This is a genomic window from Pseudomonas sp. PDM04 (assembly GCF_014851765.1).
Taxonomy (GTDB): Bacteria; Pseudomonadota; Gammaproteobacteria; order Pseudomonadales; family Pseudomonadaceae; genus Aquipseudomonas.
On sequence record NZ_JACVAI010000003.1, the window covers coordinates 38095 to 59165 of the forward strand.

General features: G+C 61.2%; 23 protein-coding genes and 1 tRNA gene. 6 read left to right on the forward strand and 18 right to left on the reverse strand.

The window, feature by feature from the left end; translation table 11 throughout:
* Positions 1–77: 77 nt before the first annotated feature.
* The 6 genes from IB249_RS12165 to IB249_RS12190 form a co-directional block, all read right to left on the reverse strand.
* Positions 78–677, reverse strand: coding sequence for a 50S ribosomal protein L25/general stress protein Ctc (locus tag IB249_RS12165; RefSeq protein WP_192304960.1), 600 nt, complete (start codon positions 675–677; stop codon positions 78–80).
* Positions 678–817: 140 nt separating this feature from the next.
* Complete coding sequence (locus IB249_RS12170; RefSeq protein WP_003171603.1) at positions 818–1759, reverse strand: ribose-phosphate pyrophosphokinase; 942 nt, start codon at positions 1757–1759, stop codon at positions 818–820.
* A gap of 47 nt (positions 1760–1806) precedes the next feature.
* Positions 1807–1881, reverse strand: a tRNA-Gln gene (locus tag IB249_RS12175).
* 36 nt (positions 1882–1917) lie between these two features.
* Entirely contained in the window at positions 1918–2769 is an 852-nt protein-coding gene (ispE, locus tag IB249_RS12180) for a 4-(cytidine 5'-diphospho)-2-C-methyl-D-erythritol kinase (RefSeq protein ID WP_192304962.1), read from the reverse strand.
* A gap of 1 nt (position 2770) precedes the next feature.
* Positions 2771–3388 (reverse strand): lipoprotein insertase outer membrane protein LolB, encoded by a 618-nt coding sequence (gene lolB, locus IB249_RS12185; RefSeq protein ID WP_192304964.1) that lies wholly within the window; start codon positions 3386–3388, stop codon positions 2771–2773.
* Between the two features lie 4 nt (positions 3389–3392).
* Entirely contained in the window at positions 3393–5117 is a 1725-nt protein-coding gene (locus IB249_RS12190; protein WP_192304966.1) for a tetratricopeptide repeat protein, read from the reverse strand.
* Between the two features lie 235 nt (positions 5118–5352).
* On the opposite strand from IB249_RS12190, the gene hemA reads away from it, so the two are divergent.
* The 6 genes from hemA (at position 5353) to IB249_RS12220 (ending at position 10714) form a co-directional block, all read left to right on the forward strand.
* On the forward strand, positions 5353–6642 hold the full coding sequence (gene hemA, locus IB249_RS12195) for a glutamyl-tRNA reductase (protein ID WP_192304968.1): 1290 nt from the start codon (positions 5353–5355) through the stop codon (positions 6640–6642).
* Positions 6639–7718: a peptide chain release factor 1 gene (gene prfA, locus IB249_RS12200; protein WP_192304970.1), complete on the forward strand. Its 1080-nt coding sequence runs from the start codon at positions 6639–6641 to the stop codon at positions 7716–7718. Before hemA ends, prfA begins: the two co-directional genes overlap by 4 nt.
* A complete protein-coding gene (gene prmC / locus IB249_RS12205) occupies positions 7715–8545 on the forward strand; it encodes a peptide chain release factor N(5)-glutamine methyltransferase (protein WP_192304972.1) in 831 nt (276 codons plus the stop codon). Before prfA ends, prmC begins: the two co-directional genes overlap by 4 nt.
* Entirely contained in the window at positions 8539–9294 is a 756-nt protein-coding gene (locus tag IB249_RS12210; protein WP_192304974.1) for a molybdopterin-synthase adenylyltransferase MoeB, read from the forward strand. Before prmC ends, IB249_RS12210 begins: the two co-directional genes overlap by 7 nt.
* Complete coding sequence (gene murI, locus IB249_RS12215; protein WP_192304976.1) at positions 9287–10078, forward strand: glutamate racemase; 792 nt, start codon at positions 9287–9289, stop codon at positions 10076–10078. The genes IB249_RS12210 and murI overlap by 8 nt, the downstream gene beginning before the upstream one ends.
* Before the next feature lie 117 nt (positions 10079–10195).
* Positions 10196–10714 (forward strand): acyloxyacyl hydrolase, encoded by a 519-nt coding sequence (locus IB249_RS12220; protein WP_192304978.1) that lies wholly within the window; start codon positions 10196–10198, stop codon positions 10712–10714.
* A 109-nt stretch (positions 10715–10823) separates the two neighbouring features.
* On the opposite strand, the gene IB249_RS12225 is transcribed toward IB249_RS12220, so the two are convergent.
* From IB249_RS12225 to IB249_RS12280, 12 genes are all read right to left on the reverse strand, one after another.
* Entirely contained in the window at positions 10824–11129 is a 306-nt protein-coding gene (locus IB249_RS12225; RefSeq protein ID WP_192304981.1) for a YkgJ family cysteine cluster protein, read from the reverse strand.
* 53 nt (positions 11130–11182) lie between these two features.
* A complete protein-coding gene (locus IB249_RS12230) occupies positions 11183–11689 on the reverse strand; it encodes a DUF2878 domain-containing protein (protein ID WP_192304983.1) in 507 nt (168 codons plus the stop codon).
* A complete protein-coding gene (locus IB249_RS12235) occupies positions 11682–12953 on the reverse strand; it encodes an SAM-dependent methyltransferase (RefSeq protein WP_192304985.1) in 1272 nt (423 codons plus the stop codon). The genes IB249_RS12230 and IB249_RS12235 overlap by 8 nt, the downstream gene beginning before the upstream one ends.
* The gene (locus IB249_RS12240; RefSeq protein WP_192304987.1) at positions 12940–13755 is read right to left on the reverse strand and encodes a DUF1365 domain-containing protein; all 816 of its coding nucleotides are present in this window, start codon (positions 13753–13755) and stop codon (positions 12940–12942) included. Before IB249_RS12240 ends, IB249_RS12235 begins: the two co-directional genes overlap by 14 nt.
* The gene (locus tag IB249_RS12245; protein ID WP_192304989.1) at positions 13752–14999 is read right to left on the reverse strand and encodes an NAD(P)/FAD-dependent oxidoreductase; all 1248 of its coding nucleotides are present in this window, start codon (positions 14997–14999) and stop codon (positions 13752–13754) included. The genes IB249_RS12240 and IB249_RS12245 overlap by 4 nt, the downstream gene beginning before the upstream one ends.
* Complete coding sequence (locus tag IB249_RS12250) at positions 14996–15778, reverse strand: SDR family NAD(P)-dependent oxidoreductase (protein ID WP_192304991.1); 783 nt, start codon at positions 15776–15778, stop codon at positions 14996–14998. Before IB249_RS12250 ends, IB249_RS12245 begins: the two co-directional genes overlap by 4 nt.
* A complete protein-coding gene (locus tag IB249_RS12255; RefSeq protein WP_192304993.1) occupies positions 15775–16197 on the reverse strand; it encodes a nuclear transport factor 2 family protein in 423 nt (140 codons plus the stop codon). The genes IB249_RS12250 and IB249_RS12255 overlap by 4 nt, the downstream gene beginning before the upstream one ends.
* The gene (phrB, locus tag IB249_RS12260; RefSeq protein WP_192306375.1) at positions 16190–17635 is read right to left on the reverse strand and encodes a deoxyribodipyrimidine photo-lyase; all 1446 of its coding nucleotides are present in this window, start codon (positions 17633–17635) and stop codon (positions 16190–16192) included. The genes IB249_RS12255 and phrB overlap by 8 nt, the downstream gene beginning before the upstream one ends.
* A 19-nt stretch (positions 17636–17654) precedes the next feature.
* Entirely contained in the window at positions 17655–18596 is a 942-nt protein-coding gene (locus tag IB249_RS12265) for a MerR family transcriptional regulator (protein WP_192304995.1), read from the reverse strand.
* Positions 18596–19555 (reverse strand): YbgA family protein, encoded by a 960-nt coding sequence (locus IB249_RS12270; protein ID WP_192304997.1) that lies wholly within the window; start codon positions 19553–19555, stop codon positions 18596–18598. The genes IB249_RS12265 and IB249_RS12270 overlap by 1 nt, the downstream gene beginning before the upstream one ends.
* Positions 19556–19784: 229 nt before the next feature.
* Positions 19785–20000, reverse strand: a complete 216-nt coding sequence (locus IB249_RS12275; protein ID WP_192304999.1) for a TIGR02450 family Trp-rich protein — start codon at positions 19998–20000, stop codon at positions 19785–19787.
* Positions 19997–20983, reverse strand: coding sequence for an NAD(P)/FAD-dependent oxidoreductase (locus tag IB249_RS12280; RefSeq protein ID WP_192305001.1), 987 nt, complete (start codon positions 20981–20983; stop codon positions 19997–19999). Before IB249_RS12280 ends, IB249_RS12275 begins: the two co-directional genes overlap by 4 nt.
* Positions 20984–21071 lie beyond the last annotated feature (88 nt).

A 21071-nucleotide genomic window follows, 5' to 3' on the forward strand; every position in this document is an offset into this window, starting at 1 on the left:
AAACTCCGCGTTCCCGCCCGCTTTCTCGCTACGTTCCAGTCCGCGATGTTTCCGTCACTCCGGCGAACAGAGTGAAATTACTCTGCAGCGCCTTCTTCGGTAGCTTCTGGAGCAACACGTGGAGCGTGGACGTTGGCAACAGCCTTGTCATCGCCGTGTGCCAGAGCAACGAACTCAACGCCTTTAGGGGCTTTGAGGTCGGACAGGTGAACGATCGAACCGACTTCGGCGTTGGCCAGGTCGACTTCGATGAACTCAGGCAGGTCCTTGGCTTCGCAGGAAACTTCGATCTCGTTCACAACGTGAGAGATTTCGCCGCCTTTCTTGACCGGGGCTTCTTCGTTGACGAAGTGAACCGGTACTTTGGCAGTCAGTTTCTGGCCAGCAACAACACGCACGAAGTCAGCGTGCATGATGAATTGCTTGGCTGGGTGACGCTGCATGGCTTTGACGATGACGTTTTGCTTGGTGCCGTCGACGTTCAGTTCGATCACGTGGCTGTAGGCCGCTTCGTTTTCGAACAGCTTGGCGATTTCCTTGGCCAGGATGGTCACGGACTCAGCAGGCTTGTTGCCACCGTATACAACGGCAGGGATGTTCAGAGCGTGACGCAGGCGGCGGCTCGCACCTTTCCCCAGGTCAGTACGCGCTTGAGCGTTCAGAGTAAAGTCAGTCATTTTGTATCTCCAAAATAGCCATTCCCGGTTGGCGTTTGCGACCAGCGCCAGACACGGTATGGGCAAAAAAGCCCCGCCCCGGCAGGAATGCCGGGGCGGGGCGCTTTTCGTCAACGGGACGTTCGAGAAGGGCAGGGCCCTTAGCGGAACATCGCGCTGATCGATTCTTCATTGCTGATGCGGCGGACCGCCTCGGCAACGACCGGTGCGATATCCAGTTGACGGATACGCGCACAGGCTTGTGCTGCAGCGGACAACGGGATGGTGTTGGTCACCACCAGTTCGTCCAGCACGGAATTTTCAATGTTCTCGATCGCCCGACCCGACAGCACAGGGTGCGTGCAATAGGCGAAAACCTTGGCCGCGCCATGCTCTTTCAGGGCCTTGGCCGCGTGGCACAGGGTGCCGGCGGTATCGACCATGTCATCGACCAGGATGCAGGTACGCCCTTCGACGTCACCAATGATATGCATCACTTCGGAGTGATTGGCTTTCTCACGGCGTTTGTCGATGATCCCGAGGTCCACGCCCAGGGATTTGGCAACGGCACGTGCACGCACAACGCCGCCAATGTCCGGGGACACGATCATCAGGTTTTCGAAGCGCTGATCTTCAATGTCATCCACCAGAACCGGGGAGCCGTAGATGTTATCTACCGGAATATCGAAGAAACCCTGGATCTGGTCAGCGTGCAGGTCAACCGTGAGAACACGGTCGATGCCGACGACGGTCAGCATGTCAGCCACGACTTTCGCGCTGATAGCCACACGTGCGGAACGCGGACGGCGATCCTGACGGGCATAACCAAAGTAAGGAATAACAGCAGTGATACGAGTCGCCGAGGAGCGGCGGAAGGCATCAGCCATCACTACCAGTTCCATCAGGTTATCGTTGGTCGGAGCGCAAGTCGGCTGAATAATGAAGACATCTTTACCGCGGACGTTTTCATTGATCTCGGCAGTAATTTCGCCGTCGGAGAACTTACCGACAGAAATGTCACCGAGAGGGATATGCAGCTGACGTACGACACGCCGAGCCAGATCGGGGTTAGCGTTCCCCGTAAAGACCATCATCTTGGACACGCGCAGTACCTGAAGGCTGAGGGTATACCTGGATGAGTATAGGAAAATGGCAGGGGCGGCTGGATTCGAACCAACGCATGGCAGGATCAAAACCTGCTGCCTTACCGCTTGGCGACGCCCCTGTATCTGTTGCAACGAGTACCCAGTACTCGGTTCCTTTAGAGCAGACTTTGCAGCTTGCGATGCAACATCGAAACGTTGCTTCCTTTTGCTACAAACCCTGTAAGGGTCTCTGTAAGAAGGGCCGAGACTTTATCAGCTTCAGCTTTGCTTGGGAAGCCCCCAAACACACAACTTCCAGTTCCGGTGAGTTTTGCTTCGGTAAATTTACCTAGCAAATTCAGAGCGTTACGAACATCTGGGTAACGCCTCGCTACCACCGGTAAGCAGTCGTTTCGACTGTTTCCCTTGGGAACGGGGCGCACTTTAATGGGAGGAGAGTTACGTGTCAACAGTGGATCTGAAAAAATTTCTGCTGTACTTACAGATACTTGCGGAACAAGTACGAGATACCACGGTTCTTCGGGTTCCACCGGGGTGAGTTTCTCGCCCACACCCTCGGCGAAAGCCGCGTGGCCACGCACGAAAACCGGGACGTCGGCACCCAGCGTCAGGCCCAGTGCGGCCAGTCGGTCTTCATCCCAACCCAGTTGCCAGAGGTGGTTGAGGCCGAGCAGCGTCGTCGCGGCATTGGAACTGCCACCGCCGATACCACCGCCCATGGGCAGGATTTTTTCGATCCAGATGTCGATCCCGAGTGAGCAACCGGATTGCTCCTGAAGTTGTCTGGCCGCACGAACGATCAGGTTGCTGTCGTGGGGAACGCCCTCGAATTCGGTGTGCAGTCGAATCACGCCGTCGTCGCGTACGGCGAAGGTGATTTCATCGCCGTAGTCGAGGAACTGAAAAATCGTCTGCAACTCGTGGTAACCGTCTTCACGACGCCCGAGGATGTGCAGCATCAGGTTGAGCTTGGCCGGGGAGGGCAGGGTCAAGTGTGGGGTCGTCATGTCATTGCCCCAGCTTGCGAGGTTGCCATTCCTTGATCACCAGGGTGACATCAAGGTCGGCGCCATGCAGTTTGATCCGCTCCGGCAGCCAGAAACCGTTCTGTTCGGCATAGCTCAGGTATTCGACCTGCCAGCCATCCTGGTCGAGGTTGGCCAGGCGGCTGTCGGCATCCAGGGTCAGGCGACTCTTGCTGTCAGGCGCCGGTAGCCCGCGTACCCACCAGTTCAGGTGCGACACCGGCAGGTTCCAGCCCAGTTGTTCTTCCAGCAGCACTTCCGGCGTCGGCGCTTCATAGCGCCCCTGATTGGCGACCTCCAGCGAAACCTTGCCCGGAGAGCCGGTCAAACGGGCCGCGCCGCGACCCAGGGGGCCGGATAGGCGAATGTCGTAGTAATCCTGGCGCTGCAGCCAGAACAGCGTCCCGCTGCCCGAATCCTTCGGGGCGCGAATGCCGATCTTGCCATTGATCTGCCAGCCATCGATGCCGGTCATTTGCGCTTTGTGTTCACGCCATTGGGCCTGGTTGCCCTGGCCCTGTACCGACTCGCGGGCGCCGAAGCCCGCGCAACCGGCGAGCAGGGCGATGAAGCTGAAAACGATGAAGTGGCGCAAAAACATAATCTTAAAGAGTCTCTGATCCGGTCAGGCGCTTGATGGTGTCGCGCAGGATGGGGCTGTCGGGTTGTTCGGCGAGGAACTTGCTCCAGATCTGTCGGGCTTCGCGCTGCTTGCCGTTGGCCCACAGGACTTCACCCAGGTGAGCGGCGACTTCCTGGTCGGGGAAGCGCTCCAGCGCCTTGCGCAACAGGGATTCGGCCTCGTCGAGGTTGCCCATGCGGTAATTCACCCAGCCAAGGCTGTCGAGTACTGCCGGGTCTTCCGGGTTGATCTGGTGGGCCTGCTCGATCAGGGCCTTGGCTTCGACATAGCGCGTCGTCCGGTCGGACAAGGTGTAGCCGAGCGCGTTCAGTGCCATGGCATTGTCCGGATCGCGTTTGATGATCAGGCGCAGGTCTTTTTCCATCTGTGCCAGGTCATCGCGTTTTTCCGCCTGCATGGCGCGGGTATACAGCAGGTTCGGATCGTCCGGGTATTGCTGAAGGGCCTTGTGCAGGACATTCCAGGCCTTGTCCTCCTGTTTGTTGGCGGACAGGGTTTCGGCTTCGATCAGGTACAGCTGGATGGCGTAGTCGGGCTGCTCGTCGCGTTCTGCGGCCAGGCGGCTTTGTGCTTCGGCGGTCCTGCCGTTGTTCATCAGGATGTCGGCCTGGCGCAATTGCGCCGGCAGGAAATCGTTGCCAGGCCCGACCTGGGCGTATTCGATCAGCGCGCCCTGTGGATCGTTGCGCTCCTCGGCGATGCGCCCGAGGTTCAGGTGTGCCGAGTCGACATGGCTGTCCCGGGCGATCAAGTCTTCCAGATAGCCCTTGGCCTCTTCCCAGGCCTTGGCTTCCAGGCACACCAGCGCCAGGGAGTAACGCAGTTCGTCATCTTCCGGGTATTGCTGAACCAGGCTCGAAAACTCGGCCTTGGCGTCGTCCATGCGGTCCTGTTCGACCAGTGTGCGTGCGTAGGTCAGGCGCAGGCGTTTGTCGTCCGGGTATTTCTTGATGCTTTTTTGCAGGAGCGGCAAGGCTTCATCGCCGCGCCCCAGGGTTTGCAGCAAGCGCGCGCGCAGCAGGATCGGCGCGATTTCGCCTTCGTCCGGCGGGTTGTCTTCCAGCAGGGCCAGGGCGCCCTTGCTGTCGCCGTCCTGTTGCATCAGCAGGGCCTTGCCGAAAATCAGCTGGCTGTTGTTCGGATGGCGTTGCAGCAGGCGATCAAAACTTTTCATCAGGCCGTTGCGGGTTTCCTGATCGGTATCGGCTGCGGACAGGGCGAGGAAGTCGAAATGCGTGTCACCTTTGCCTTGCAGGACCTTCTCCATATAGACCATGGAGTCGTCGTAGCGTCCGGCGCGCGCCAGTTGCACGGCGGCAGCCCGCTGCGCCTCGAGATCATCGGGTGCGTTTTTCGCCCAGATCAGTGCGGTGTCCAGGGCGGGCTGGTCGGCGCCCAGGTACTCGGCGATGCGGAATGCCCGCTCGGAGATGCCCGGATCCTGGGTGTTGATGGCCTGGGTCACGTAGTTGTCCAGGGCAATGTCGAAACGATTGCGCTGGCCAGCCAGTTCGGCGCTCAACAGGCTGAAGATGGTTTCTTCGCTGAAGGAGCTGTAGACCTTGGGCTTTTCAGGGGCCGGAGTGCTGTCTTCGACCGGCGGCGTACCGTCCGACGAAACGGGTGCCATGGCCTGGCAGCCGCTGAGGAAGACAAAAGCGAGGAGCAACGCGGAAGATCTATTCATATAGGAAGAGGACGACTAACCTGCGGTCGGATCATCATGACACAAGCCTTCGAGCAAACATAACCGCCCGACCAATTTCCCATTTGCACGGGACCTGGCGGGTGGAGGCGTGGTGTAAACGAGAACCGCTCGCAAAGCGGGGCGTGGCCTACCGGGTCAATAGAAATGGAGTAGTTGTTCTCGGTGTGTCGAAGTAGGACAATTGCCGGCTTCACGTCACCATCAGCGACTTTGAATGGCCTTCCTTGCACTCGGTATTAACCACAAGACTGCTTCAGTAGACGTCCGCGAGCGCGTGGCCTTTACCCCTGAGCAACTGGTTGAGGCCTTGCAGCAGCTCTGCCGACTCACCGACAGCCGCGAAGCTGCGATCCTCTCCACCTGCAATCGCAGTGAGCTCTATATAGAACAGGATCAGCTTTCGGCTGACGTCGTGCTGCGCTGGCTGGCCGATTATCATCATCTGAGCCTCGACGAGCTGCGTGCCAGCAGTTATGTGCATGAAGATGATGCGGCAGTTCGTCACATGATGCGAGTGGCCTCCGGGCTCGATTCGCTGGTGCTGGGCGAACCGCAGATTCTCGGCCAGATGAAATCGGCGTACGCGGTCGCGCGTGAGGCCGGTACCGTTGGGCCGCTGCTCGGGCGCCTGTTCCAGGCGACATTCAACGCCGCCAAGCAGGTGCGCACCGACACTGCGATTGGTGAAAACCCGGTGTCCGTGGCCTTTGCCGCGGTCAGCCTGGCGAAACAGATTTTCAGCGACTTGCAGCGCAGCCAGGCCTTGCTGATCGGCGCCGGCGAGACCATCACCCTGGTCGCCCGCCATTTGCATGACCTGGGGGTCAAGCGCATCGTCGTTGCCAACCGCACGCTCGAGCGCGCGAGCATCCTCGCCGAGCAGTTCGGCGCCCATGCGGTGCTGCTGTCGGATATCCCCGCCGAGCTGGTGCGCAGCGACATCGTCATCAGTTCCACCGCCAGCCAGTTGCCGATCCTCGGCAAGGGCGCCGTGGAAAGTGCCTTGAAGCTGCGCAAGCACAAACCTATTTTCATGGTCGACATCGCCGTACCTCGGGATATCGAACCTGAAGTCGGCGAGCTGGACGACGTTTATCTCTATAGTGTCGACGATCTCCACGAAGTGGTCGCCGAAAACCTCAAGAGCCGCCAGGGCGCGGCGCAGGCCGCAGAGGAAATGGTCTCGGTCGGCGCCGAGGATTTCATGGTACGCCTGCGCGAGCTGGCGGCGGTGGACGTGCTCAAGGCCTATCGCCAGCAAAGCGAACGTCTGCGCGACGAAGAACTGCAAAAGGCCCAGCGCATGCTGGCCAACGGCAGCAGCGCCGAAGACGTGCTGGTGCAACTGGCGCGCGGCCTGACCAATAAACTCTTGCACGCACCCAGCGTTCAATTGAAAAAGCTCTCTGCCGAAGGTCGCCTCGATGCACTGGCCATGGCCCAGGAACTCTTTGCCCTCGGTGAGGGCTCATCGAATAGCTTTTCGGATAAAAAACCGCAATGAAAGCGTCACTGCTCAATAAGCTGGACGTGCTCCAGGACCGTTTCGAGGAATTGACCGCCTTGCTGGGCGATGGCGAAATCATTTCCGACCAGACCAAATTCCGTGCCTATTCCAAGGAATACGCGGAAGTCGAACCGATCGTCGAGACCTATAAACAGTTGCTCAAGGTCCAGGGCGACCTGGAGGGGGCCCAGGCCCTGCTCAAGGACAGCGACGCCGACATGCGCGAGATGGCCGTGGAAGAAGTCCGCGAAGCCAAGGAGCAATTGATCGAAATCGAGGCCCGCCTGCAGCGCCTGTTGTTGCCCAAGGACCCGAATGACGGACGCAACGTGTATCTCGAAATCCGCGCCGGCACCGGCGGCGACGAGGCGGCGATTTTCTCCGGCGACCTGTTCCGCATGTATTCGCGCTACGCCGAGCGGCGTGGCTGGCGGGTGGAAATCCTCTCGGAAAGCGAGGGCGAGCATGGCGGTTACAAGGAAGTCATCGCCCGGGTCGAAGGCGAGAATGTCTACGGCAAGTTGAAGTTCGAATCCGGCGCGCACCGCGTGCAACGGGTCCCGGCCACTGAATCCCAGGGCCGCATCCATACTTCGGCATGCACCGTGGCGGTGCTGCCCGAGCCGGACGAGCAGGAAGCGATCGAGATCAACCCGGCGGATTTGCGTATCGACACCTATCGCTCTTCCGGAGCCGGTGGTCAGCACGTCAACAAGACCGACTCGGCGATTCGCATCACGCACTTGCCCTCCGGCATCGTCGTCGAGTGCCAGGAAGAGCGTTCCCAGCACAAGAACCGTGCCCGGGCGATGTCCTGGCTGTCGGCCAAGCTCAATGACCAGCAGACCAGCGCCGCGGCGAATGCCATCGCCAGCGAGCGTAAGTTGCTGGTGGGGTCCGGGGATCGCTCCGAGCGCATCCGCACCTACAACTATGCCCAGGGCCGGGTGACCGATCACCGGATCAACCTGACGCTGTACTCCCTCGACGAAGTCCTCGCCGGCGGTGTCGATGCAGTGATCGAACCGTTGCTGGCCGAATACCAGGCCGATCAACTGGCGGCCATCGAATGACGATCATCGCCAGCCTGTTGCGCGCCGCCGATCTGCCCGACTCGCCGACGGCGCGCCTGGATGCCGAATTGCTGCTGGCCGCAGCGTTGGGCAAGTCGCGCAGCTTCCTGCACACCTGGCCGGAACGCATCGTTCCCAGCGAAGCGGCGCTGAAGTTCGCCGAATATTTGCAACGCCGCCGTGGCGGTGAGCCGGTGGCCTATATTCTCGGTCAGCAGGGTTTCTGGAAACTCGACCTGGAAGTCGCGCCGCACACGCTGATCCCGCGCCCGGACACCGAACTGCTGGTGGAGGCTGCGCTGGAACTCTTGCCGGCGACACCCGCCAGGGTGCTCGACCTTGGCACCGGCAGTGGCGCCATTGCCCTGGCCCTGGCCAGTGAACGCCCGGCTTGGAAGGTCACGGCGGTGGATCGGGTGATCGACGCCGTGGCCCTGGCCGAGCGCAATCGCCAGCGGCTGCAGTTGAACAACGCCACGGTGCTGAGCAGTCATTGGTTCAGCGCACTGGCCGGTCAGCGCTTTCAGTTGATCATCAGTAACCCGCCTTATATCGCCTCGGCCGATCCGCACCTGGCGCAAGGCGATGTGCGCTTCGAACCGGCCAGTGCCCTGGTCGCGGGTCCGGACGGGCTCGACGATCTGCGCCTGATCGTCGCCCAGGCGCCGGAGCACCTCGAGGCGGGTGGCTGGTTGATGCTCGAACACGGTTATGATCAAGCCGAGGCGGTGCGCGACCTGTTGCACACCCGCGGTTTTGAAGAGGTCCACAGCCGCACCGATCTGGGCGGTCATCAACGAATCAGCCTGGGACGCCTGCCGTGCTGAACGATCAGGAATTGTTGCGCTACAGTCGGCAGATTCTGCTGCAGCACGTCGATGTCGACGGCCAGTTGCGCCTGAAGCAGAGCCGCGTGTTGATCGTGGGCCTTGGCGGCCTCGGTTCGCCCGTGGCGCTGTACCTGGCCGCTGCCGGCATCGGTGAGCTGCATCTGGCGGACTTCGACACCGTCGACCTGACCAACCTGCAACGGCAGGTCATTCACGACACCGACAGCGTTGGCCAGACCAAGGTCGACTCGGCGCTTCGTCGACTGAGCGCGATCAACCCCGAGATTCAATTGGTCGCCCATCGCGCCGCGCTCGACGAGGACTCGCTGGCCGCCGTCGTGGCGGCGGTGGATCTGGTGCTCGACTGCTCCGACAACTTTTCCACCCGCGAGGCGGTCAATGCCGCGTGCGTGGCTGCCGAAAAACCCTTGGTCAGCGGTGCGGCGATCCGCCTTGAAGGGCAATTGTCGGTGTTCGATCCACGGCGGCCGGACAGCCCGTGCTACCACTGTTTATACGGTCACGGCAGCGAAGCCGAGCTGACGTGCAGCGAAGCCGGGGTAATCGGGCCGCTGGTGGGCCTGGTGGGCAGCCTGCAGGCACTGGAAGCGATGAAGCTGCTGGCCGGCTTCGGCGAGCCGCTGGTAGGAAGGTTGTTGTTGATCGACGCGCTGGGCTCGCGCTTCCGTGAGCTGCGGGTCAAGCGTGATCCGGCCTGTCGCGTCTGTGGGCCGAAACATGCGTGAAGCGCCGATCGGCGTTTTCGACTCCGGCGTCGGAGGGCTGTCGGTGCTGGCCGAGATCCAGCGACTGCTGCCCAATGAAACGCTGCTGTACGTCGCCGACTGCGGCAATGTTCCCTACGGCGAGAAGACCCCGGCGTTCATCCGTCAACGTTGCAGCGTGATGGCTGGATTCTTCCAGGAGCAGGGCGCCAAGGCCCTGGTGCTGGCCTGTAACACGGCGACGGTCGCCGGCGTTGCCGACCTGCGTCGCGATTATCCCCAATGGCCCATCGTTGGCATGGAGCCTGCAGTCAAGCCGGCCGCTGCCGCCACCCGCAGCGGCGTGGTCGGCGTGCTCGCCACCACCGGCACCTTGCAAAGCGCCAGGTTCGCCGCGCTGCTCGACCGTTTCGCCACGGATGTGCAAGTGATTACCCAGCCGTGTCCGGGACTGGTCGAACTGATTGAAAACGGTGACCTGCACAGTCTCGCCCTGCGCGAGCTGCTGGCCAGCTATGTCAGGCCGCTGCTGGCTGCCGGTTGCGACACGATCATTCTCGGCTGCACCCATTACCCCTTTCTCAAGCCGTTGCTGCGGCAGATGATCCCCGAGGACATCAGCCTGATCGACACCGGCGCTGCGGTGGCACGCCAACTGCAACGTCTGTTGTCCGAGCGCGATCTGCTTGCCAATGGCCCGGCCGGGGCGGCGCAATTCTGGACAAGCGCCGATCCGCTTCATTTTAAGAATGTGTTGCCCGTGCTGTGGAATTCGACCGGGATTGTGCGAAGCTTCAGTTTGTAAAAAAAATGTGAAATAACGTTTATCCGGGCTGAACTTCTGAATAAGCGCCGACTTCTATAGCTTGACGGTTGGGCTTCAAATAAAACTTAACGTAATGATCGAATAGGGATGTTTCTAGTGAAGAGACTATTCTGCTTGGCCGCGATTGCGGCCGCACTGATGGGGCAAAGCTTTACTGCACAGGCGGCAGGCGTGGAGTTTTCGGTCGGCCAGACGAGCGACTCGACCATGACCTATCGACTGGGCATGCAATTCGACTGGGACCAGAGCTGGCTGCAAAGTGATGTCGGTCGCCTGACCGGTTACTGGAGTGGCGCCTACACCTATTGGGAAGGCGACAAGACCTCCAGCAACAACAGCCTGTCGTTCTCCCCGGTGTTCGTTTATGAGTTCGCCGGCCAGAACGTCAAGCCGTATATCGAGGCGGGGATCGGCGTCGCGTTTTTCTCCGACACCAAACTCGAAGACAACAACATCGGCCAGTCTTTCCAGTTCGAAGATCGTCTGGGATTCGGTCTGCGCTTCGCGGGCGGACATGAAGTGGGCATTCGCGCGACTCACTATTCCAACGCCGGTCTGAGCAGCAACAACGACGGCGTCGAAAGTTACGCGCTGCACTACACGATGCCCCTCTAAAAACGGTAGGAGCGAGCCTGCTCGCGATGACGTCATTTCAGTCATGGAGATGTTGACTGATGCTCCGTCATCGCGAGCCGGCTCGCTCCCACACGTTCAATTTCGGCTTTCAGCGATACGCCGTGGTAATCCCCTGGCGCTCATCGATGCACTCCGGTGCACCCATTTCGAACTCCCGGCAGATCAGCGGGCGTTGCTCGTAGATCGTGCACATCATGCTGTTGCGGTCCAGCGCGGCGCACCAGCCGTCGTCCAGGCGCCGCATGACTTCCCCGCCCCAATCATCGGTGTCGATAAAACGTTCGGGCACGCCCGTGTCGGTGATCAGCATGACTTCGAGCTGGCAGCAGCAGGCTGCGCACGTCGAGCAGGTGATCGCCGGCTCGACGATTTGCGTGTGGGGGATGGTTTTCATGGGGCGCAGTGTAAGTCAGTCGATCATCGCTGTGTGAAAGGTCTGACGGACGCTTAGCGGGATGCCGGGCGGGGTGCCAGCCGGAGGGCCATGAGATGCAGGGTGGGAAGCAGCAGCGACCAGAGCAGGCCCAGGCCGATCAGGGTCGGCCATGGTCCATAGGGAAATTGCACGCCGGCCAGTTGCCCTCCGGCGTAATACGACAACGGGCCCGCCACGGCGCCCAGCAAGCTCCCCAGCCACCACGGGCGGGCGGTCCACTGCAGGCAATGACGCAAGGTGGTGGCCAGAAGTGCCCACAACAGCATCAGCCACAGGGGGATCAGCGGCGCGACATCGTTGAATTCGAACACTCCCAGCCAGCGTAATGCACTGTCGACGGCGGTACCCAGCAGGACCACGCTGAGGATCAGGCGGCCTTCATCCGCCCATCGACTGATCCACAGCAGATGAACCACCACGATCGCCAGCGCCACCAGTAACCACAAACTGTTGCCTCCGATCACGCAGGCAAACCAGCCGAGCTGGAACAGCAGGGCGTTGGCCAGACGCTCAGGCATCGAAGCGGCCGAGCAACGGCGCAGGCATCGCCGCGGGTTTGGCCAGCAGCAACTGGGCGGTCCCGATGGTGCGCTCCAGAAAACCACCTTCGCAGTAGCACAGGTAAAACTCCCACAGCCGCAGGAAGCCGTCGTCGTAGCCCAACTCGCTCAGACGCCCCTGGGCACGGCGAAAATTCTCATGCCACAGGCGCAGGGTTCGCGCGTAGTGCAGGCCAAAATCCTCCATGTGCAGCAGGTTCATGTCGGTGTCGCGGCTGACGATTTCCAGCATCTTCTGCACGCAGGGCAGGGCTCCGCCGGGGAAAATGTAGCGCTGAATGAAATCCACGTTGTTCCTGGCCTGTTCGTAACGCTGTTCGCGAATGGTGATGGCCTGCAACAGCATCAGGCCGTTGCTCTTGAGCAGGTGCGCGCATTGCTTGAAGTAAACGGGCAGGAACCGATGACCCACGGCTTCGATCATCTCGATCGACACCAGCTTGTCGTATTGCCCGGTGAGGTCGCGATAGTCCTTGAGCAACAGCGTCACCTGGTCCTGCAGCCCCAGCGCCTCGATGCGTCGGGCGGTATAGGCGTACTGCTCTTTGGAGAGTGTGGTGGTGGTGACGTTACAGCCATAATGCTGGGCCGCGTACAGCGCCATGCTGCCCCAGCCGGTGCCGATTTCCAGCAGGTGGTCGCTCGGCTTCAGGTCGAGCTTCTGGCAGATCCGTTCCAGCTTGTTCAACTGCGCCTGTTCGAGGCTGTCCTCGGGGCTGCGAAATTGCGCGGCCGAGTACATCATGGTTGGGTCGAGAAACTGTTCGAACAGGTCATTGCCCAGGTCGTAATGAGCGGCAATGTTTTTTCGCGAGCCCTCGCGGGTATTGCGGTTGAGCCAGTGCAACCCTTGAACCAGCGGCCGGCCCAGCGTGGCCAGGCCACCTTCCAGGGCGTCCAGCACCTCAAGGTTGCTGACGAATACCCGGACCACGGCGGTCAGGTCCGGTGAGCTCCAGTAACCATGGATGAACGCCTCCCCGGCGCCGATCGAGCCGTTGCTCGCCACCAGCCCCCACGCGGCAGGGTCGAGGATCTGGATTTCACCCAGCAAGGAATGGCCGGTGCTGCCGAACACCAGGCGCTCACCGTCCTCGACGACCACCAGTTGCCCATGCTTGAGGTGCGCCAGTTGGCGCAGGACGCAGCGGCGCAGCAGCGAACCGCTCAAACCGTTGAGGGCGAGCAGGTTGGTTTTGGCCGAAATGCTAATGGACTTCATGACGATGATCCTTGGGCGCAACGGTGGCGGTCTGGAAACTGCCATCGGCAGCCTGATGGGAAAAGATCGGTACGCGTTTGAACAGCAGGCGCATCGCTTGCCAATAGATCGCCAGACCGGTTTTCGCGGTCATCCACGGGAAGCGCCTCAAATAACGGTGCAGGTTGGCGCGGTCCAGCGCTTCGCGTTTGAGGCTGAGCGTGGCGTCGAACAGTTTCAGCTCACCCTGCCAGTCGGCCATGTGCACGCCGAGTTTTCGCGCAACGGGGCTGAAGCTCATGTGGTGCTCAAGATCACGCGGCAGAAAGGGCGACACATGGAAGGACTTCGCCACGGCAAAGTGCTGGTGAAAATCGTGCAGGTGTTCAGGAACCCTGGCCGGCAAGACGTAGTGATAGCGCTCGCGCCAGGGGGTGTTGGTGACCTCGGCGAGGATCGCCGCCAGTTGGCCATCCACTTCATGGCAGTAGAAAAAACTCACCGGGTTGAACGACAAACCCCAGCTACGCGGTTGGGTCAACAGGCAGATCGAACCTTGCGGTGCATGGCCAATCGCCTGGCGGACCTGTTCGCGCACCGCATCTATCAGGCGCATGCCGTTGCCGGTAAAGGCCTTGAGGTAGTCGCTTTCACGGAATGAAAAAGGTGAAAAGCGCTGGTTGCCGGCCAGTGGCGACAGCCCGAGCACGGCGTCCTGCTCGTCGAGATCGAGGTACAGCAGGCCGATCCGGTAACGGAATTGATGCTGTCGGGGGGCGAATCGCCGATGGCGGATCCAGCCGCTGTAGAGGGCGCTGTTCACAAGGTCTGCCCCAATGAGCTGGCCACGCGCAAGGCACTGACCACGCCATCTTCATGAAAACCGTTGGCCCAATAGGCCCCGCAATAGTAGGTGTGCAGTGCGCCGTTCAGTTCTTCCCAGCGTTGCTGTGCGGCCACCGCTGTCACGCTGTATTGCGGATGGGCGTAGGTGAATCTGTGCAGCACCTTCGATGGGGTGATGCCGGCGCTCTGGTTGAGGCTGACGCAGAACGTCGTGTCGCTCTGAATACCCTGGAGAATGTTCATGTTGTAGGTCACGGCGGCCCGGGTATGACCGCTGCCGCCGAGGCGGTAATTCCAGCTCGCCCAGGCCAGTTTCCTCGAAGGCAGCAAACGCGTGTCGGTGTGCAGCACCACTTCGTTGTTGGCGTAGGGCAGGGCACCGAGGATCGACTGCTCGGCGGCACTCGGGGCGGCCAGCAGGTTCAACGCTTCAACGCTGTGGCAGGCGAACACCACCTTGTCGAAATGCTCGCTGCCGGCGGCACTGTGGATCACCACGCCATCGGCGGAGCGCTCGACCCGTGTCACCGGGCAATCGAGGCGTATCCGGTCTTTGAACGAGCGGGTCAAGGGATCGATGTAGGCGCTTGATCCACCCTCGATCACGCACCATTGAGGGCGATTGCTGACCGACAGCAAGCCGTGATTCTTGAAGAAACGGACAAAGAATTGCAGCGGAAAACCGAGCATGTCGGCCATCGACATGGACCAGATCGCGGCGCCCATCGGCACGATGTAATGCAGGGTGAAGCGCTCGCCGTAGCCGTTGGCGGCCAGGTAATCGCCCAGCTTGGTATGGGCGGCGATGCGGCCTTCGGCAAGGTCGCGCGGGGCTTGCTTGTTGAAGCGCAAAATGTCTCGCAGCATGCCCAGGAACCCGGGCGAGAACAGGTTGCGGCGTTGCGCGAACAGGCTGTTGAGGGTGTTGCCGTTGTATTCCAGGCCCGTCTCGGGGTCGGTGACCGAGAAGCTCATCTGCGTCGGCTTGAAGCCCACGCCGATCTGGCCCAGCAATCGAATGAAGTTCGGGTAGGTCCAGTCGTTGAACACAATGAAGCCGGTGTCCACGCAGTAGGTCCGGCCATCGACGGCTACCTCCACGGTATGGGTATGGCCGCCGAGGCGAGCATCGGCCTCGAACAGGGTGATCTCGTGGTTTCGATTGAGCAGGTAAGCACTGGTCAGCCCCGAGATGCCGCTGCCGATGATGGCGATGTTCATGTCGGATCCTTGATCGGCGGGCTGCTGCGCACCATGCGTTTGCCGATGGCGAATTTCACCCCGTTGGGCATTTTCGACAGGGGCCAGAGCGCTGCCATGAACAGGGCGGGGAACGCGATCTCCAGGGGACGATCCTTCAGCTTGTTGAAGATGTGGCGCGCGGCTTTGCCCACTGGCCAACTGAGCGGCATGGGAAAGTCGTTTTTGGCCGTCAGGGGGGTGTCGACGAAACCCGGGCTGACCACGGTGACCTCGATGCCTTCCGGCGCCAGGTCCAGGCGCAGGGACTCGAACAGGTAGCGCAGCCCGGCTTTCGAGGCGCCGTAGGCTTCGGCACGGGGCAGCGGCAGATAGGTCACTGAACTGGCGACCCCCACCAGGTGAGGCGCGACACCTTTGCGCAACAGAGGCAAGGCCGCTTCGATGCAGTAACTGCTGGCCAGCAGGTTGGTACGCACCACGTGCTCGATGATCGACGCGTCGAACTGGCGAGCGTCGACGTATTCGCAGGTCCCTGCGTTGAGAATCACGGTATCCAGCGTGCCCCAGGCGTCGGCTATCTGCTCGCCGATTTCGCGGACGGTCTGGCTGTTGGTCAGGTCGCCGGGCACCACCAGCACTTGTCCCGGATAGCGTTGCGAGAGGATTTTCAGCGGTGCGACCGAGCGCGCGCTGGCGGCCAGGTGAGCGCCGGTTTTCAGGATCTCTTCGGCCAGCGCGGCGCCAATCCCGCTGCTGGCACCGGTCAACCAATAGCGTCTCGGAGCTGTACGACTCATCCCATTCTCCTTTTCAGCCAGGCAATGGCCCTGCCCAGTACGGGTAAATGCTCATAAAGCAGGGCGCCGGCATCGAAGTAATCCCGGTGCCGATAGACCTTGTCGCGCCAGCGCAGGTGGGAGCAGCCGTCGACCCGAATCAGCCGGCCACCGGCCAGGCGCGGATGGCGATAGCTCATGACCCAGCGCAGGTAGCCTTCGCCCTCGGCGACCTGGTCAAAGCCATGGAAGTCGAAACGCAGTTCACTGACATTGGCGTAGAGATCATTGAAATAGCGCCGCAAGTCCCCAAGCCCCTGCACGTCATGCAGGGGGTCGGTGAAATGCACATCGGCGCTGTACAGCTCGTCCAGGCGCTGCAGGTTGTCCTTGTTCAGGTCGGCGAACTGCCGGGCAAAACGCCGCAGAAAATCACTCATACCCATCTCCGGCGTGCTGCCGTGACGGCAGGTTCTTGAACGCGGCCAATGCACGGGCGCGGGAGGCGCCGAGGTCGACGATCGGCGAAGGGTAGTCCGCCACCCCGAACAGGCCGCCGAGGTTGGCCGGGTTGTGCACGTCCTTTCGACCCAGGCCCGCCAGCTCCGGGAGCCAGTGCTTGATGAACAGGCCTTCGCGGTCGAATTTTTCCGATTGGCTGAGCGGGTTGAATATCCTGAAGTAGGGCGCCGAATCGGTGCCGGTGGAGGCACTCCATTGCCAGCCGCCATTGTTCGCTGCGAGGTCGCCATCGATCAGGTGCCGCATGAAAAAACGTTCGCCTTCGCGCCAGTCGATCAGCAGGTTCTTGGTCAGGAACATCGCCACGACCATGCGTAAGCGGTTGTGCATCCAACCGGTTTCCAGCAGTTGGCGCATCGCCGCGTCGATGATCGGCAGTCCGGTGCGCGCTTGTTGCCAGGCCAGCAGCTCCTGCGGCGCCTTGCGCCAGGCCAGTGCCTCGGTTTCCGGGCGGAAGGCGCGGTGTCGCGAGACACGCGGATAACCCACCAGAATGTGTTTGTAGAACTCGCGCCACAGCAGTTCGTTGATCCAGGTGACTGCACCGACCTTGCCGCTTTCGAACTCGCCCTGGTTACTTTGCAAGGCGCCGTGCAGGCATTGGCGCGGGGAAATGACACCCGCCGCGAGGTAGGCCGAAAGCTGGCTGGTGCCGGGCTTGGCCGGAAAGTCACGCTCGCTCTGGTAGTAGTCGATCTGTGCATCGACGAAGGTGTCGAGGCGCCGCTGGGCTTCGTGCTCACCGGCGGGCCACAGGGCGCGCAGGGTCTCGCCGGGTGTCTCGAAACCTTCCACGGCGGCGGGAATGTCATCGCTGTCGATGTTCAACTTCGATTGCGCCATCGGCGCGGTCACACGGTTGGGCAGCGAACGGTGCAGGCGCTCGTAACACACCTTGCGGAACTGACTGAACACTTGAAAGTAGGTGCCGGTTTTGGTCAGCACGGTGCCAGGCTTGAAGAGCAATTGGTCGAGATAGCTTTGCAAACCGATGCCGTGACGTTGCAGCAGGTCGGCCACTGCCGCGTCGCGACGACTTTCGTTGATGCCGTATTCCTCGTTGACGTGCACCGTCTGGATGCCCAACTGGCGGCACAGATCGAGCACGACCTGCGGCGCTTCATCCCAGCGAGCGGCCGTGCGGATCAGCAATGGAATGTTGAGTTCGCCAAGGGCCTTGCTCAACTCGCCGAGGTTGCGCAGCCAGAAATCCACCTTGCAAGGCGCGTCGTCATGGGTCAGCCATTGCTCAGGGCTCAGCAGATAGACCGCGACACACGGACCGCGTGCGGCGGCGGCCGAGAGGGCGGTGTTGTCATGTAGGCGCAAGTCACTGCGCAGCCAGATCAGTTGCATGGTGGTGTCTGCGCTCATCTTAGAAAAGCCCACGCTGAACCCATTGCCGATGCGCCGATAACGGGTCTTCGGCCAGGGACAAATCAGCGATCTCGGAGGTTTTTGCGGACAGCTCGGTGTGATGGATGCACACCGTGGGCCCGGCGATCATTTTTGGGCAATTGACGCCATTCAACAGTTTCGGCAACTGCGACAGGTTGATCGCCATGCTGGAATACAACAGGACGCCTCGGGCTTGCAGGTGATCGACGGCCAGCGCCAGTTCGCCCGCCGGCAGCGGCCAGTCGAACACCTCCACCGCACAATCGGCGCTGCTGATCAGCCACGCGGTCAACCACAGGCCCGGTTCCAAGGGCCGGTCCGAATGATTGATCAACAGCAGCGGTGTGCTGCGCAACTGGCGGTTGTTGTGGTAAACCCGCGCGCCGAACTTGCTGCGCAGCCAGGAATGAACGAACACCCGCTCCATCTGCGCGCCGAACTGCCCTTGCCAGCGCTGTTCCAGGTCGGCCAGCAACGGCATCAGCAGGTGTTCGCACAGGGTTTGCGGCGGGTACAACGCGATGGCCTGATTGACGGTGTCATCCAGGCTGCGCTCGTTCAACTGCATGATTGCCTGCAACAGGGTATTGCGCAGCACCTGCCAGTCGTTCTCCACCGGGACGCTGGTCGTCTGGGGCGTGTCGAGCAAATGCTTGACCTGGCTGACGGCCACGCCGCGATTGAGCCAGGTGAGAATCGTCAGGATGCGTTGCACGTGCTCGGCATTGAACAGCCGATGCCCCTTGGGTGTGCGTTGCGGCACGATCAGGCCATAGCGACGCTCCCAGGCGCGCAGCGTGATGGCGTTGACCCCGGTCTGCCGGGCGACTTCGCGAATCGGCAGCCAGCCCTCGTCGAGGGCTTTTTTGAAGTCGGCGCCGAGGTCTTCGCCGGCACTGCTGTCAATGGCACTTTTCATTAGATGGCGTTTCGCAGGCTGAGTTTTTCCGGGTGCGGTTGCAGGTACACCTGCTGCGCGATGTACGGATCCGGGTGTTGCCGAAAGTAGTGTTTGAGCAGCGTCAGCGGCACCACCAGCGGCACGATGCCGTGGCGGTACTGACCGATGACGTGCTGCATTTCCTGCTTGTCTTCAGCGCTGATGACCCGCTTGAGGTAGCCACTGAGGTGTTGCAGCACGTTGCTGTGGGTACGGCGCGTGGCGCATTGCTTCAACGCCGCCATCAACTCGCTGAAATAGCGTGGGCCGAGTTCTTCCGGATCGGTGTGGCCCATGTTGCCCAGCAGATTGCCCAGGGTTTTGTATTGCACCGGGTGATGGGCCATCAGCAGGTATTTGTAGCGCGAGTGGAAATCGATCAGTGCGCGTCGAGTCAGGCCATCCCGTCGCAACTGCTGCCAGTCGCTGTAGGCGAACACGCGGGTGAGGAAGTTTTCCCGCAGCACGGGGTCATTCAGCCGACCCGCTTCTTCCACCGGCAGGTCCGGGTGCCGGGCACAGAACGCCTGGGCATAAATGCCACGGCCGCCACCGTCGACCGGCGCGCCGTTGGCGTGATAGACCTTGACCCGTTCCAGGCCGCACGACGGCGATTTCTGCATGAAGATGTAGCCGCAGATATCGTTCAGCTCGGCGGCCATCTTCTCGCCGTACTCGGCCAGCGGCCGGGTGACGTTCAGGTCGGGCTGGGTGGTGCCGACGGCTTCGGGTTGATCGGCGTGGCCCACCAGGCGAATCGGTTGCCGGGGGATGCCGAGCCCGATCGCCACTTCCGGGCATACCGGCACGAAATCAAAGTACTCGGTGAGGGTGCGGCTGCACAGGTCCGACTGCTTGTGTCCGCCGTTGAAACGGACCTCGGCACCCATCAGGCAGGCGCTGATGGCGATTTTTGGTTTCATGGCAGTGTCGGACATCGGAGCACCTCGAATCTAAACCTGTACAGATTGCTAAATCTGTACAACATGACTTCATCATAGATTCAAAGGTGTACAAGTCAAATCATTTGTATAGGTTTTAAGGGCCATTGTGGGAGCGAGCCTGCTCGCGATGGTCGCAGGATCAACGCGGGTATTCGGACAGCCAGCGTTACTGTTGACGACGATCGCGAGCAGGCTCGCTCCCGCGGAAATTTCTCACCGGGATCTATTTCCAGCCCAGCCGCCAGGCGTCGCTGTCTTTCAGGGTCTGCCAGGCGAGCCGTTGACTGCGCTGGGTCAACACCGCCTGCAACTCGACGTCCAGCACAGTGCCTTCTTCATCGCGGTACAGTTCGGTCACCAGAAAGTGCTTCTCGCGGTTTTGCGGATGGGCTGCTGTCCATTTCGACAGCAGCAATTTACGCGGGTTGATGCGGTTCATTGCAGGTGGGCGTGCAAGCGCCGTGCAGCCTCCTGACCACTGAGCCAGGCACCCTCGACCCGACCTGACAGGCACCAGTCGCCACAGGCGTAGAGGCCCAGGTCGGCATCGGCCAGCGTGCCCCATTCATGGCTGCTGGCAGGGCGCGCATACAGCCAGCGGTGCGCCAGACTGAAGGAAGGCGCCGGCATGCTGCTGTGCAGCAGTTCGGCGAATGCACCGTGCAATTGCTCGATCACGGCTTCCTTGGACAGGTCGATGTGTTGCCGGCTCCAGCTGCTTGTCGCGTGCAACACCCAGGTGTCCAGCGCGTTGTCGCGCCCTGGCTTGCTGCGGTTGCGGGCCAGCCAGTCGAGCGGGCTGTCCTGCACGAAGCAGCCTTCCATGGGGGTGTCCAACGGTGTATCGAACGCCAGCGCGACGGCCCAGGTCGGGTCCATTTTGACCCCGGCGGCGGCACCGGCGAGCTTCGGCGCCGAGGCCAGCAGCGCGGTGGCTTGAGGCGCTGGCGTGGCGATGATCACGTGGCTGAACGGGCCGTGGGTGAAACCCTCGGCGTCCTGCAGATGCCAATGCTCTTCACCGCGATAGACTTCGGTGATGCGGCAGGCAAACTGCACTTGCGAATCACCGAGCAGGCCACGGGTGATAGCGCTCATGTGGGGCGTACCGACCCAGCGGGTCTGTTCGTCCGGCGACAGGTTCAACTGACCGCCGTGGAATGTATAGAGCTGCGGCGTCCACTCGTCGACCCAGCCTTTGCTTTGCCAGCGCTGGACTTCCGTGACAAAGCGACGGTCGCGCGCGGTGAAATACTGCGCTCCCATGTCCAGGGCGCCGGCGTCGCTGCGCTTGCTCGACATGCGTCCGCCGCTGCCGCGGCTTTTATCGAAAAGTTGAACGACATGCCCGGCCTCCGTAAGGGCCTGAGCGGCCGAGAGTCCGGCGATGCCGGTGCCGATGATTGCGATAGGTACAGTCATGGGGGCCTCGTTTGCCTTTCTGTACAGACTACGCTGTGGATGAAACCTGTACATAATTATTTTTTGGTATAACTTTTAGCATTATCGT

What these genes read in the sequence shown, in the direction of transcription:
- IB249_RS12230 (WP_192304983.1), bottom strand. Translation starts at nt 11,689, where the DNA reads ATGCCTGAGCGTCTGGCCAACGCCCTGCTGTTCCAGCTCGGCTGGTTT.
- IB249_RS12275 (WP_192304999.1), bottom strand. Translation starts at nt 20,000, where the DNA reads ATGAACCGCATCAACCCGCGTAAATTGCTGCTGTCGAAATGGACAGCA.
- IB249_RS12225 (WP_192304981.1), bottom strand. Translation starts at nt 11,129, where the DNA reads ATGAAAACCATCCCCCACACGCAAATCGTCGAGCCGGCGATCACCTGC.
- IB249_RS12280 (WP_192305001.1), bottom strand. Translation starts at nt 20,983, where the DNA reads ATGACTGTACCTATCGCAATCATCGGCACCGGCATCGCCGGACTCTCG.
- IB249_RS12245 (WP_192304989.1), bottom strand. Translation starts at nt 14,999, where the DNA reads ATGAACATCGCCATCATCGGCAGCGGCATCTCGGGGCTGACCAGTGCT.
- IB249_RS12165 (WP_192304960.1), bottom strand. Translation starts at nt 677, where the DNA reads ATGACTGACTTTACTCTGAACGCTCAAGCGCGTACTGACCTGGGGAAA.
- IB249_RS12250 (WP_192304991.1), bottom strand. Translation starts at nt 15,778, where the DNA reads ATGAGTCGTACAGCTCCGAGACGCTATTGGTTGACCGGTGCCAGCAGC.
- prfA (WP_192304970.1), top strand. Translation starts at nt 6,639, where the DNA reads ATGAAAGCGTCACTGCTCAATAAGCTGGACGTGCTCCAGGACCGTTTC.
- IB249_RS12265 (WP_192304995.1), bottom strand. Translation starts at nt 18,596, where the DNA reads ATGAAAAGTGCCATTGACAGCAGTGCCGGCGAAGACCTCGGCGCCGAC.
- IB249_RS12190 (WP_192304966.1), bottom strand. Translation starts at nt 5,117, where the DNA reads ATGAATAGATCTTCCGCGTTGCTCCTCGCTTTTGTCTTCCTCAGCGGC.
- lolB (WP_192304964.1), bottom strand. Translation starts at nt 3,388, where the DNA reads ATGTTTTTGCGCCACTTCATCGTTTTCAGCTTCATCGCCCTGCTCGCC.
- IB249_RS12235 (WP_192304985.1), bottom strand. Translation starts at nt 12,953, where the DNA reads ATGAAGTCCATTAGCATTTCGGCCAAAACCAACCTGCTCGCCCTCAAC.
- prmC (WP_192304972.1), top strand. Translation starts at nt 7,715, where the DNA reads ATGACGATCATCGCCAGCCTGTTGCGCGCCGCCGATCTGCCCGACTCG.
- phrB (WP_192306375.1), bottom strand. Translation starts at nt 17,635, where the DNA reads ATGCAACTGATCTGGCTGCGCAGTGACTTGCGCCTACATGACAACACC.
- murI (WP_192304976.1), top strand. Translation starts at nt 9,287, where the DNA reads ATGCGTGAAGCGCCGATCGGCGTTTTCGACTCCGGCGTCGGAGGGCTG.
- hemA (WP_192304968.1), top strand. Translation starts at nt 5,353, where the DNA reads ATGGCCTTCCTTGCACTCGGTATTAACCACAAGACTGCTTCAGTAGAC.
- IB249_RS12255 (WP_192304993.1), bottom strand. Translation starts at nt 16,197, where the DNA reads ATGAGTGATTTTCTGCGGCGTTTTGCCCGGCAGTTCGCCGACCTGAAC.
- IB249_RS12270 (WP_192304997.1), bottom strand. Translation starts at nt 19,555, where the DNA reads ATGTCCGACACTGCCATGAAACCAAAAATCGCCATCAGCGCCTGCCTG.
- ispE (WP_192304962.1), bottom strand. Translation starts at nt 2,769, where the DNA reads ATGACGACCCCACACTTGACCCTGCCCTCCCCGGCCAAGCTCAACCTG.